Source organism: Leptospira terpstrae serovar Hualin str. LT 11-33 = ATCC 700639, from assembly GCF_000332495.1.
GTDB lineage: Bacteria > Spirochaetota > Leptospiria > Leptospirales > Leptospiraceae > Leptospira_A > Leptospira_A terpstrae.
Genome location: NZ_AOGW02000010.1, coordinates 611,205 through 624,660, shown reverse-complemented (window position 1 = coordinate 624,660; position 13,456 = coordinate 611,205). Strand labels below are relative to the sequence as shown.

The window sequence follows — 13,456 nt, the reverse complement described above, 5'->3', positions numbered from 1 at the left end:
TCACTTTTCTAAGTGATCCTAAACAAAACATTGGAAAAAAACTTATGGAAACCAAGCAGTATTCCCTAACCAACCCGTTCAAAGAAACCAAGGCTCCGGATACGCAAACCGGAATTTATGATGATGCTCTCAAATTAGGAAAGGAACTCATTGAGAAACCTATCCTTGGAGGCGGTGAAGATAGAATCCGCGTCCAACACTCCAAAAGCCGTATGACGGTTTGGGAGAGAATCAAAGTCCTTACCGATGAAGAACCTAACATCACATATCAAAACTGGGGTCCCAATTTAGATGGGGCATCCATTGTTACCGGAATTTTAAATATCAAAGGTCGGGATGTTGCCGTTTACGGACATGACTTCACACTTCGTGCGGGTTCAATGGACGCTACAAATGGTAGTAAACTCGCGCGCCTCATCCAAATGGCAGGAACTCACGGGATACCACTCATTGGAATGAACGACTCTGCCGGTGCTTATGTGCCTGCGGGTGTGGGTGGACTTGATGGTTATTCGGAAGCCTTTACGGCACTCCGAAAGATCAGCGGTGTAGTTCCTTCCGTAATGCTAATGTTTGGTTTTAATGCGGGTGGGGGAGCTTACCTTCCACGCCAAGGATCTTTTATGATCCAATGTGATGGAACCTTCTTTGGTCTCACAGGTCCTGGAGTAGTAAAGTCAGTTCTTGGGGAAGATATTTCTGCCGAGGATTTGGGTGGACCAAAAGTTCACGGACAATCTGGTGTAGTAGACTTAGTCACGAACGATGAACTTGGATCACTCAGAACTGCGATCCGACTTCTTTCTTATTTACCAGACAATAACCATAGTTTTGCGCCGTTTTATCCTACATCGGATCCTGTGGACAGATTCATTTACGAAGAAGATATTCTTTTTAGAAAAACTTTCAATTCTCCTACAGGAATGAACACTCCATTTGATATCACATTGTATTTACAACAAATTTGTGATCATGGTGAGTTTTTTGAATTACAACCTCAAAGAGCAAGAAATATCGTCACTGCTTTTGGAAGGATTGGTGGTCATGTGGTAGGTTTTCTTGCCAATAACTCAGCAGTATCCTCAGGTCAGATTGATATCGGAGCTTCTCGCAAAGGAACTCGTTTTGTAAGATTCTGTAACTTATACAACATTCCTATGGTTTTCATTGAAGACACAACAGGATTTTTACCAGGTCGTGACCAAGAACACAATGGTATCGTATTGGAAGGAAGAAAACTTCTCGATTCCATCATTGACCTTCGAACTCCAAGACTTACACTCATCATTCGTAATGCGTTTGGTGGAGCTTATGCAACATTTAACTCGTATTTTACGGGAGCATCCATGGTGTTTGCACTTCCTACAGCAAGGATTGCGGTAATGGGTCCTGCTGGAAAAGAGTATGTTTACAAAGATGAAATCACAGGAATCCAAAAAGAATTTTTGGCCAATGTAAAAAAGGGAATGAGTGAAAAGGAAGCCGCTTCCGTTCGCGATGCCAAACTTTTTGAAATCGGTCAAAGATACGAAAAAGAACTGATGAATCCAAAAGAAGCACTTTCTCTTGGTTCAGTTTCTTCCATCATTTTGCCAGGTTACACAAGAAATGTGTTATCTAAAAACTTGAGTTTCCTGATGTCCAAATACAAACCGGCGGAAATGTCCGGTCCTCAAAGGGAGTTTGAATAATTTCCATGTTAGATAAGAATTTAAAACGCATTCAGTTCCAAGAGTCCGAATCCGCATGGATCCGGTCTTTTAGTGTAGAATCGATCAAGTGCCTCATTGTTTGCCGTGGTCCTGTCCGTAAAGAAACCATGGATGTTTTTGATGCCATTGGTGTAAAAGAATATGGAATATTACTTTCTGAAAAAGATTCCATTGTGTATCCAAAGGCACTTGCCCCGGAGCTTCGTAACTTCCGATTTGCAGACAACATCCATCGTGTTCCTGATTATATGGGAGCAGGCAAAGAAGAAAAAGAACAAAGAATCCACCAAATCATTGGTATTGCGAAAAACAATGGTTATACGCATATTTTTGCTGGTTACGGATTTATGGCTGAAGATGCTGAATTCATCGAAGCAATTGAAAAAGCAGGAATTATCTTTATGGGACCAAGTTCCCATGTTGCCAAAGGTGCTGGTGCTAAAGATGAGGCAAAAAAACTAGCAAGAAGTCTCAATGTCTCGGTAACCCCAGGTGTGGATAATATCACTGCACTTGCCTTACTTCGAAAAACGGGAAATTCCAAAGACGGACTTTTGAAAGTTGCTAAGGAAAATAACTTAACCTTCTCTTTCAATGATTCAAAATCACTGGAAGACAATGCAGAAGATTTACTCCAACTTTCTTATGAAAAAACCATAGACATTACTTCCATCCCAGACTTACAAAAAGAGTCTGCGATCCTTTGCGAAGAAATTTGGAAAAAATATCCTGGCAAACGGGTTCGATTCAAATACATCGGTGGTGGTGGGGGAAAGGGACAACGTGTCATCAGTGAAAAATCAGAAATTGATGCAGCGGTCATGGAAATCCTTGCAGAATCGAAAGTCACTGCCGTTGGTTCCAATAGAAACTTCCTTATTGAGTTAAATATTGAAAACACTCGCCATAACGAAATCCAGTTGATTGGTAACGGGGAATGGTCTTTGTCCCTTGGTGGACGTGATTGTTCCTTACAAATGCACGAACAAAAACTTTTAGAGATTTCGCAAACTGTTGAGTTACTACAAAAAGAAGCTGATTTAGTTCGTTCTTCCAATTCCAAAAAAGCTGCCATTCTCGACAAAGATGTGCAAACTTTAAAGGATATGGAAAACCAAGCAGAAGTGTTTGGAAAAGCCATTCGTTTGAATTCAGTTTCTACTTTTGAATGTATTGTGGAAGGAAATAGTTTCTTCTTTATGGAAGTAAACACAAGGATTCAGGTGGAACACCGTGTGACGGAGATGGTGTACAAAATGAAGTTCACCAATCCGAGTGATCCAAATGATTTCTTTTACATTGATTCCCTCGTGGAAGCAATGGCTGTTCTTTCGATTCATGGTCCAAGGGTTCCTAAACCGGAGCGAATTGTAAGAAACGTATCGGGAGCGGAAGTTCGAATCAATGCAACAAACCGTGCACTCCAACCACATGCGGGTGGAATCATCCAAAACTGGTCCAATTCCCTTCCTGAAGAGATTAGGGATGACCAAGGAATTTGTACACGTAACCCGGATACAGGTGCCTTTGTTCATTACAATCTAGCTGGGGCTTATGATTCTAACGTAGCTCTTATTGTTTCTTATGGAAACTCTAGAACGGAAAACTTAGAAATTTTAGGAAACATACTTCGCAAAACTGAGCTTAGGGGCCAAAACTTAGAAACAAACTTACTTGTTCACTACGGACTCATCCAATGGATTTTGGGTAAGGATGCTATGTTCAAACCATCTACTGCGTTTATGATTTCTTATCTTGCAGGAATCGGTGCTTTACAATCCATCATCAATGATCTAGATTTAGAGTATCTTTGGACCGAAAAAACAAAAGCAGCAGATCCTGAGCTTAAAAAAATCTTAAACAAAAAGATGACTCTTGTCATTCGTCCTTTAGAGCGACTTCTTGCGAACCCACACCTTTTGGGTGGTTTTCTTGGTTACTTCGATGGCAAACTTTGGACTAGAAATGGAAGTAACATTACTTTCTCTGAAAACCCGATCCAATTTTTGGATTCGTTGTATTACTATTTGAACTTAGATACGACAGAAGAGAAAGCGAGCTCCGAAAAAATTTGGGATCATGATGCAAATCTTCTGACAGAAGCAAAAGCATTCTATTCTGAATTGGCCAATCGCACAGGTCTTAGTTCCTGGAAAGATTTGTCTGAGGCATTAACAAAGGGTAAAAATCCTTCCAAAACAATTTCGGATGAACTTTGGTCTGCATCGGTTGCAAGCCATAACGGATTCCAAGCAGGTCTTGAGACTCTTTTACTCCTTCCAAAAATTGGTATCAAATCCAATTTCTTTGGTTTGGATGTGAATGCTGATTTGGACGGAGTGGTTCCGGATGAATTTAAAAACAAAGACACAAGAGATGCCTACATTAAAACATTGAACCCACCACCAAAAATGTCTGGGGATGAAATTGTGGCACCAATGGGTGGAATGTTCTATTCTAAAGAAGCACCAAATCTACCTCAATTGATCAATGAAGGTGACCATTTCCAAGCGGGACAACCTCTCTTCATCATTGAAGTAATGAAGATGTTTAACAAAATTCTAGCTCCTGTGAGCGGAACCATTGTTAAAAATCTAATGGTAGATTCTGATGGAAAGATTGTGTCGAAAGCTCAAGCCATTTTTAAAATCAAACCGGATGAAATTTTGAAGGAAGAGTCTCCTGAGGACATTCGGGCAAGAAAAGTAAAAGTAACGAAAGAGTTGGGTCTCGGTTAACTAACCGTAACCCACAATCGTTTTGTAAATTTCAGTTAAGGGGAGGATGTGGTTTACACCTCCTCTCTTGATTGCTTCCTTTGGCATTCCAAACACAACAGATGTTTCTTCATTTTGTGCTATGGTATCAGCACCCGCATCTTTCATTTCCAGTAATCCAGAAGCCCCATCATCTCCCATCCCTGTCATGATGATTCCTTTCGAATTTTTTCCCACATGCCTTGCGACAGAACGAAATAGGACGTCCACTGATGGTCTGTGGCGATTGACGAGAGGACCATCTGTAATTTCTACATAGTATTGGGCTCCCGAACGTTTCACAGTCATATGGCGATTCCCTGGAGCAATGAGGGCCAATCCTCTAACCACTCGGTCTCCATCTTTTGCTTCTCTGACACTGATTTCACAAATGGAATCCAAACGTTTGGCAAATGTTTCTGTAAACTTTTCAGGCATATGTTGGACAATGACAATGCCCGGTGTTTTGTCTCTTGGCAGTTTAGTAAGGACTTCTTCCAGGGCAATTGTTCCCCCAGTGGAGGTTCCAATCGCAACAATTTTTTCAGTTGCTTGTAGTTGGGAGATATCTTGTTTTTTATCTAGTTTTACTGTGAACTGCTTTTGGTTCGATAGTGAGGGAAGTGCTTTTAAAGATACTGCGGCAGCTGCCATCACCGCGTCTGTGAGTTCAATTGTGCTTTCATTTAAAAAATCTTTTAATCCGATTTTTGGTTTTGTAATGATATCACAAGCACCAAGACTCATGGCAAACATTGCAGTATCCGAACCTTCCGTAGTTAATGTGGAACAAATCACAACGGGAGTAGGCCTTTCCGACATGATTTTTTTTAAAAACGATAACCCATCCATTCTTGGCATCTCTATATCCAGGACAATCACATCAGGCCAATTATTATTCATTTTATCTAATGCAAATAGAGGATCCGAAGCGCTACCTAAAAATTCAAAATTGGAATCTGATTTGAAAATTTCAGTTAACACTTGTCTTACGACTGCAGAATCATCGATTACAAAAACTTTGATTTTTTTCATAAAACTATTTTTTCTCTACCCAGACTTCTCCGTCCCAAACAGTAAAATATATTTTCCTTGATAATGTTCCACCAAGGTCTTCGGAAAGAATTTTGATTTCATTTTCTTTTAGAATTTTTTTAGCAAACTCTGCATTGCGAGCTCCAACGTTTAATGAGGAATTATCCTTTAAAATTTCTCGTTCTTCATGCAGAAACATATTGGATCCTCCAAATACCTTCGCGTAATATTCGTTTGGCTGTGATCTACGTTTTTTCATTTCAGATAAAAAGAAAGCAACTGCATCGACTCCATATTTGTGAGTTTTTTCTGAATGCAGATCTGCCGGGGTAGGGAGGAGGTAATGACACATCCCACCTAAATGACGGTTGGGATGCCATAACACAATAGATACACAGGACCCAAGTAAAGTTTTGACCCTAAATTCAGGACCTCCGAAGAAAATTTCTCCAGGGTTTAGAAAACGATCTACTACTTCATTAGGTGAATCCATCACATCACATTTGACGATGTTTCTTGGATCGTTTGTAACTCCGAAAGTTCCAGAATTTGGTTCACTTTCAGAATAATCACAAATTTATTTTCTAATTTTCCAAGACCTTGGATAAAATCCAATCGGATTTTCGAACCAAAACTAGGTGGTTCTTCAATGGAATCAGGAGTAATATCGACTACTTCATTGACCGCATCCACAAGAAGACCCACATCTATGATTTCGTTTTCCATCTTGATTTCTGTAATGATGATACAGGTTTTACGATTTGTTTCCGTTTTCTTTTTGTAGAATCTCATATTGAGATCAATGACTGGTACTACATTCCCTCTGAGGTTAATCACACCAGGAATGTATTCTGGCATCATCGGAACATGGGTCACAGATTCAAATTCTATGATCTCTTTGATGTACAAGATTCCGAGTCCGAAAAGTTCTTCCGAAATTAAAAAAGTTAAATATTGGAGTTCCTGCATATAGGTATCCTTCTTTAATACTTCTGAAACTTGCCATTGTCATCGGACGGATCCGCTTTTCTGGCATTCGGTGTTTGTAGTCTGCCCGTAGGTTTTGCTACTGGTTTTGTATGTTTGGATTCTACAACAGATTGGAAGTTTGCTTGTTTACCCAGTTTGAAAAAACTAATAGAAGATAGAAGTTTTTCTGCTTGGGCTTGGAGTTCTTCTGCAATGGCTGCTAATTCTTCCGAAGCACTTGCCGATTGTTGAGAAACTTGGTCCAGTTGTCCCATTGCTTTATTGACTTCATTGACACCTGAGGACTGCTCTTGGCTTGCTGCAGTTATCTCTTGGACAAGGTCCGCAGTTTTATTGATGGCAGGAACAATTTCTTCAATGAGTTTTCCAGCAGATTCAGCAATTTGAACAGAACTTCCAGCTAAACTTCCGATTTCATTAGCAGATTTTTGTGAACGTTCTGCCAGTTTTCTAACTTCTGAAGCTACTACAGCAAATCCTTTTCCGTGTTCCCCGGCCCTTGCTGCTTCGATGGCTGCATTTAATGCCAGTAAGTTGGTTTGGTATGCGATATCTTCAATGATAGATATTTTGTCCGCAATCTCCTTCATTGCTGTAACTGTGTTTTTTACGGCTTCTCCACCTTGTTTTGCATCCTTTGCCGATTTAGTGGCAATGGTATCCGTTTGTTTTGCATTTTCAGCATTTTGATCAATGGAGGCTCCCATTTCCTCTAAGGAAGCAGAAGTTTCTTCTACAGATGCCGCCTGTTCACTGGCACCTTGTGAAAGTGTACTGGCTGTGGACGCCACTTCGTCAGCAGCATTGACAAGAGCATCTGTATTGGTTCTTACGTCGTTGATGATATCTACAAGTTTTTTAGAGGTATTGTTAAAGGAATCTCTTAGTTTTGCAAACCCACCATCATATTCATTGGTAATGAGTTGTGTTAAATCTCCATTCTCCAAAGCAGAAAGTCCAATGACTAAATCGTCTACAATTCGAGCCGTTTCGATTGCTACATTCTTTTGTTCAGTTATATCTGAGGCAAATTTTATGACTTTGTAAGGTTTTCCATTTAAGTCGAGGATGGGGTTGTAGGTTGCTTGGAGCCATACAATTTTTCCCCCTTTTCCAATCCTTCTATATTCTGAGGTTTGAAATTCACCTCGGTTTAAACCTGCCCAGAACTGACGGTAATCTTCCGAATTGACCATGGCAGGTTCCACAAACATTCTATGGTGTTTTCCTGCAACTTCTTGTAAACCGTAGCCCATGGTTTTTAAGAAGATATCATTTGCAGTGATAATGGTTCCATCCATATTGAATTCAATCGTTGCTTGAGCCTTATTGATGGCTTCAATTTGACCAATAAACTCTCTTACTTGTTTTTTATTTTCTGTGATGTCTGTTGCAAAATTAATGACTTTGTATGGTTTTCCGTTTGCATCTATAATAGGAGTATAAATCGCCTGGATCCAAACTTCTTTTCCATTTTTACCAATACGTTTGTATTCAGCAGATTGAAATTCTCCACGATTGAGCGCCGCCCAAAATTGACGATAGGCTTCTGAATTTGCTTCTTGTGTTTCGAGAAAGATCCTGTGGTTTTGCCCTTTGATTTCATTCATACTATAATTCATAAGAGTAAGAAAGTTTTCGTTCGCAGTGACAATACTTCCATCCATATTGAATTCTACGGTTGCTTGAGATCTTTCGATGGCTTTTGAATTTGCATTCGCTTCTGTTACATCCGCCCATTCCACAACACTACCCAATCGTTCGCCAGAACTAGTAATGATTGGGTTTGCAATTAAATTGAATTCGCGGTTCCCGATTTTAATGCTCGTTTTGTGTTCTGAAGTAAATGAACCAAGAAGTTTTCTTTGGTGGCTTGGATCTTTATGGTAACTATCAATATTGCTTCCCATCAAATCTTTGAGTGAAAAGTTTCGAATTTGAGTTTTGATATCCGCTTCCGATTTCCCAAACATAGAATGAATCGCCTTATTCATATAAACTACATTTAAGTCTAGATCAGAAATCATTACATTGGTAGATACACAATCCAATGCCGTTTTGATTTGAATCGCATCTTGGAGCGGTTTTCCCACTTGTCTGAGTAAAAGGAAAAGTAAAAATGCGGTGATCGTTAGAAAGACAGCACCAGAGAGAAAAAAAGGAGAAAGTGTTTCTAACGGTTTTGAATCTTCTTTGGCAATTTCAGATATACTTTCTTTTTGTAATAGAGTGTTCCATTTGGAAATAGAGAAAGAGTAGGGTTTCCAAAGTTCCGTAAGGGTAGACTTTAAGAGTTCTTTTTTTGTGAGATCGTCAGGTTCGTTTAGAAAAGATTTAACCAAAACACTGTATTCTTCTTTCTGTGTTATCGCTGTTTTTAGGATGGCTGATTCTTCGGGAGAATTGGGGAGGTTTGTAATTTGTTCCCAAGCAGAATTCAGTTTTTCTAAATCATATTTGATTTTTGCAATAGATGTTTTGTCTATTTCCTGTGATTGTAGGGCAGTGAAGAGATCGGATTGTATGGATTGGCTTAAGTTCCAAACCGAAGTTAGGTTTTCTGTTTTTTGAAGTTGCACCTTAGTCTTTTCTTCCGAAATACCCGACTTACTCAGCATTCCCCAAGTATAAAACGAAGTCCAAATTACAAATAGTAGACCCGTAAGGAAAAAACCTATCAGCTTTGTGCTAATCTTTACATTTTTCATATCATCCTCTTCATTTTAATAATCTTTCGTTTTCAACTGCAATGGTTCGTTCGAATAGAGATGGAATGTCTATAATGAGTGCAACATTTCCATCACCTAAAATACTTGAACCACTAACACCTTTTACATGGCGGAATACGGATCCCATCGGTTTGATTACCGTTTGGTATTCTCCGAGAAGTCGTTCTACAACGATTCCAGCCTTTTTTTCTCCGTTCCGAACAATGACAATATTTTCACGGGAACTCTCTCCAGAATCTTCTGTTGGGTAATAATCTTTGAGACGTAGGAAAGGTATCAAATTTCCTCGAAGAGCAAAGAAATGGTTTGAGTCCATTTTGTTCTCGTCTGTAAAGTGAAGGCATTCCAAAACCATATCCATAGGAATGATGAATTGATTTTTGCCTACCTCTACTAAAAAACCATCTATGATCGCAAGGGTTAAAGGTAGACGAATCGTAAAACAACTTCCTTGGTTCGGAGTGGATTTGACTGCAATCGTTCCACGTAAAGATTCTATGTTTTGTAAAACAACATCAAGCCCTACACCCCGACCTGACACATTGGTTACCTTCGAGGCAGTAGAAAGTCCAGGATGAAAAAGAAGTTTAAAAACATCTTCCTCTGCATCCGGTAAAGGTCCAGAAACAAGTCCTTTTTCAATTCCCTTTTGCCAAACTTTTTCTTTTTGAATACCATTCCCGTCATCAGTAATTTCTATAACAACACTTCCCGCTTCATGGAATGCATTGAGTTTGATCGTACCTTGTTTGGGTTTTCCCTTTTTGATTCGTTCTTCTGTTGATTCTAAACCATGATCGCAGGCATTTCTTACTAAATGGGTCAGCGGGTCACCTAACTTATCTACTATGTTTCGATCAAGTTCAGTTTCATTACCTTCTGTTATCAGTTTAATATCTTTACCTAAATCTTTTCCTAAATCTCGAACAGTTCTTGTATATTTTTGAAAAGTATCCCCGATAGGAACCATTCTTAGTTTTAGTGAAATTTCTCTTACTTCATTGAGTAATCTCATGGCAAGCATGGAAGATTCTTGTAGATTGGAATCCTCCATCGAACCAATGAGTTGGTTCATATTGGCACAGGAAACGACTAGTTCTCCTACACGATTGATAAGTTTATCAATTCGTTTTGAATCTACCTTAATTGTTGAAGATTTATTTTGATCCTTCTGAGTATTTGTTGGATTTTTTGATTCCTCGGTTTCCTGTATTGGTTCCGGGATGGATGCAGAAGTTTGGCTTTTTATGGCGGAATTGGAAATCCCTGTTTTACGAACTTTCAATTCTTCATAGTAGTTAATTAATGTAGCATCGGTTAGGATTTGGATTTCTTTCCAAATATTCCCGAGTAAAATTTCTTCTTCTGGAAGTTGACCTGATAGGTCGGCCAAATCTTCCACGTTTGAGCCAGGAGGGAGGATGTGTAAAAATGAATCACTTTCAATGAAGTTAAATACTTTGCGAACAGCTTCTAAATCGGAATCACTCACGAAATGGATTTCGAAACCTAGATAACAGGATTCGGGATCAAATTCATCAGAGTTTGGAATTGTCTCTGCAATTGTTTTTAAAGCTTGGATTTTTCCGATTTTCTTTAAGTATCCGATAAACGAGATGGGATCGAGTCCTTGGGCAAATACGTTTCTGTTGGGCCGAAAAGAAATCAAATAACCGGGTATAGAAGAGTCTTGTTTTTGTTTTGAATAATTATTTTCGGATTCAAGGGGGCTGTTTAAATTAACATCTTGTTTTGGAGTTTGTATGTCTTTTGGGTTTTGATTTTTCGCTATATTGTCACTATCCGATTTTTGGAATGGCTTCATTAAATCCAAAATTTGATTTCCAAAGACAATTTTTGACTCTGGAATTTTGCCTTTGGTTTCTTCTGCTACTAGATAGGAAAGATGGTCTTTTGCTTTTAATAAAATTTCTGTTAGTTCAGGTTGGAAAGGAATTTCGTGGGACCTCAATTGGTCCAAAAGATTTTCTACTACATGTGTAAATTTTACTGTAGTGCCAAAACCAAACATACCCGCTGTACCTTTAATCGTATGTACCACACGAAAGATGGCGTTCAGATCCTCATCGGTAGGGATAGATACTTCTGTACGTAGAAGGATAGATTCCATATCACGAAGAAACTCTTCTGATTCAACTAAATAGGCATCTATAACCTCTGTTAAATCCATCAGTTGGCTTTCCTTGTTCCATACCGAAATTCTACTTCAGCAGAATGTTCTTTTTTAACTTTAACCCGGTCGCCAAAAAAGCTAACAAGACCAAGTAAGTCCAAAACTTTTAAAACAGGTAGGGAGTGGTTTGAAAGTTGGATCAAAAAATGTTTTTTTTGGCTTAATGTTTTTAAATACATCAAAAACTGAATTCCTGCAGAATCAATTCTCTGGATTCCATTTAAATCAAGTTGGATGGTGTTGCCTTTGGAAATTGTCCAAATGTCAGTTAAATTTTTCCATTCTTGTACAAAAGGTACGGTTAAATACCCTTCCCAAGAGATTTCAAAGCCTGAATTTGTTTTCCTAAGGTTTTGTACCGGTTCCATGATTATGGTAGTAGTTTTGAAATAGTATCTAACAACTCTTCAGGGGAGAAGGGTTTTGTAAGCCATGCTTTTGCACCAGCATCCATTCCTTGTTGTTTTTTTTCAGGTTGAGATTCTGTGGTTAACATGATGATGGGTGTAAATTTAAATTTAGAATTTTCTTTTACTTTTTTTATAAAGCTGATTCCATCCATATTCGGCATATTCATATCAGAAACGATTAAATCGACTTCATTTGATTCTAATTGTTTTAATCCTTCTAATCCATCACCAGCTTCTATCAAATCAAAGTTTGCGTTTTTTAGATGGACTGAGATGATTTTTCGGAATACCGCAGAGTCATCAATAATCAATATCTTTCTATTCATGTTTTGTTCCCTTATCGTTTTGGATTGGTAAAAATATTTCGGCGATGATACAGTCCGCTTTTACTTCTGTTGTATGGTCGATTGCGTTTCGTATAAAAAACATTCCATTGTGTCTGTGGAGGATAAAATCTACCATGGTCAACCCAAGACCCAAGCTAAATTTTTCTTTTGAATAGAAACTTTCCACCGGCGGATGAATGCGATAGAATGGTTCTACAAGTTTTTTTTCTGACTGAGCCAGTTGTTTTGCATACTCATCTTCTATGATATTGTTTTTTGCAGATAAACAAAAATAACCATCTACAAAGGTGACAAAGACATCAAAATGAGATTTTCTTTTAGAATATTTGAGTCCGTTTGTGATAATTTCATGAATTGCCACCTTCATCGATTCTAAATCAATGTCGAGAAACACTGACTGTTTTACAACTGGCAGATTTACCTTTAATTCCTTTTCAGAAATTTCTTCTCTAAAGTTTTCAATGAGTGCGGGCAAAATGCCAAGTAAGTCTTCGCTTTTAGTCCTAACCAAATTTGTATCTTTTTGGATGATTTCTACTGCAAGGTCTAAACCTTTCATCATAGTGATATTATGTTCATGATTTTCAAATAGTAGATCCCAAAACTCTTTATTGATAGAGTAGTCCTTACCTTGGTCTATTTTCATTTGTTGAATGGAGTCAATGATCGTCGACATGGCTCCGAGGCCTGAACCTTGCATTAATGTAGTTTTTATGTTTAAAATCGAATGAAGTTCGGAATTGATTTCGTTAGTTTTCCGATGAGATTCTTTGTAATTTAGCCATTCTAATTGGCTTTTTAATTCTTTTGATTCCTCATCAATGAGAAGAGATTCCATTCGCTTTAAGTAGACGTATTCTAGTGCTTTTTCCAGACGATCTGCTACAATTTCTATATGAAGGGGTTTCAAAAGATAATCATAAACACCCAATTTCATAATTTCGATAATTTCATCGATTTGGTCGATGGCAGTTTGGATGATAAATACCGCGGAAGGTTCTAATTTTTTTCTTTCTTGGATGAAGGTTTTTCCATCCAAAACTGGCATCATCAAATCTACTAAATACAAACTATATGGACGTTTTGAAGCCATTTCTAGCGCCACTTTGCCGTCTTCCGCAATAGCAGATTCCATTCCAATACGTTTGCAAATTGCTTCCAAAAGGACTTGGTTTTCCTTTTTATCTTCTATGATTAAGATTGGTTCCTTGGGACGCCGAAGGTGTTCCTTTCCTAATACATTTGAGGACTGATTTTGGTTTACGTTCGATTCCACCATATAG

At 38.5% G+C, this 13,456-nt stretch carries 10 protein-coding genes; 2 read left to right on the top strand and 8 right to left on the bottom strand.

All coding sequences use genetic code 11. The features are described 5' to 3' along the window. Positions 1-44: 44 nt before the first annotated feature. Together LEP1GSC203_RS11385 and LEP1GSC203_RS11380 are read left to right on the top strand one after the other, a co-directional pair. Positions 45-1,691, top strand: a complete 1,647-nt coding sequence (locus tag LEP1GSC203_RS11385; protein WP_002973993.1) for an acyl-CoA carboxylase subunit beta — start codon at positions 45-47, stop codon at positions 1,689-1,691. A gap of 5 nt (positions 1,692-1,696) precedes the next feature. After that, the gene (locus tag LEP1GSC203_RS11380) at positions 1,697-4,450 is read left to right on the top strand and encodes an ATP-binding protein (RefSeq protein ID WP_002973892.1); all 2,754 of its coding nucleotides are present in this window, start codon (positions 1,697-1,699) and stop codon (positions 4,448-4,450) included. On the opposite strand, the gene LEP1GSC203_RS11375 is transcribed toward LEP1GSC203_RS11380, so the two are convergent. From LEP1GSC203_RS11375 to LEP1GSC203_RS11340, 8 genes are read right to left on the bottom strand one after another with little or no spacing between them, the layout of a single operon-like run. Then, entirely contained in the window at positions 4,451-5,503 is a 1,053-nt protein-coding gene (locus tag LEP1GSC203_RS11375; protein WP_002974276.1) for a protein-glutamate methylesterase/protein-glutamine glutaminase, read from the bottom strand. 4 nt (positions 5,504-5,507) lie between these two features. Next, entirely contained in the window at positions 5,508-5,996 is a 489-nt protein-coding gene (locus LEP1GSC203_RS11370; RefSeq protein WP_002974136.1) for a chemotaxis protein CheD, read from the bottom strand. After that, positions 5,996-6,472, bottom strand: a complete 477-nt coding sequence (locus LEP1GSC203_RS11365) for a chemotaxis protein CheW (protein ID WP_002974539.1) — start codon at positions 6,470-6,472, stop codon at positions 5,996-5,998. The genes LEP1GSC203_RS11370 and LEP1GSC203_RS11365 overlap by 1 nt, the downstream gene beginning before the upstream one ends. A 14-nt stretch (positions 6,473-6,486) precedes the next feature. Continuing rightward, positions 6,487-9,201, bottom strand: coding sequence for a methyl-accepting chemotaxis protein (locus LEP1GSC203_RS11360; RefSeq protein WP_002973709.1), 2,715 nt, complete (start codon positions 9,199-9,201; stop codon positions 6,487-6,489). 10 nt (positions 9,202-9,211) lie between these two features. Then, on the bottom strand, positions 9,212-11,413 hold the full coding sequence (locus tag LEP1GSC203_RS11355) for a chemotaxis protein CheA (protein ID WP_002973780.1): 2,202 nt from the start codon (positions 11,411-11,413) through the stop codon (positions 9,212-9,214). Further along, positions 11,413-11,784 carry an STAS domain-containing protein gene (locus LEP1GSC203_RS11350; RefSeq protein ID WP_002973716.1) on the bottom strand — a complete coding sequence of 124 codons (372 nt, stop codon included), beginning with the start codon at positions 11,782-11,784 and terminating at the stop codon, positions 11,413-11,415. Before LEP1GSC203_RS11350 ends, LEP1GSC203_RS11355 begins: the two co-directional genes overlap by 1 nt. Before the next feature lie 2 nt (positions 11,785-11,786). Continuing rightward, positions 11,787-12,152: a response regulator gene (locus LEP1GSC203_RS11345; RefSeq protein ID WP_002973983.1), complete on the bottom strand. Its 366-nt coding sequence runs from the start codon at positions 12,150-12,152 to the stop codon at positions 11,787-11,789. Beyond that, positions 12,145-13,452 carry a response regulator gene (locus LEP1GSC203_RS11340; protein WP_002974251.1) on the bottom strand — a complete coding sequence of 436 codons (1,308 nt, stop codon included), beginning with the start codon at positions 13,450-13,452 and terminating at the stop codon, positions 12,145-12,147. The genes LEP1GSC203_RS11345 and LEP1GSC203_RS11340 overlap by 8 nt, the downstream gene beginning before the upstream one ends. Between the last annotated feature and the right edge of the window lie 4 nt (positions 13,453-13,456).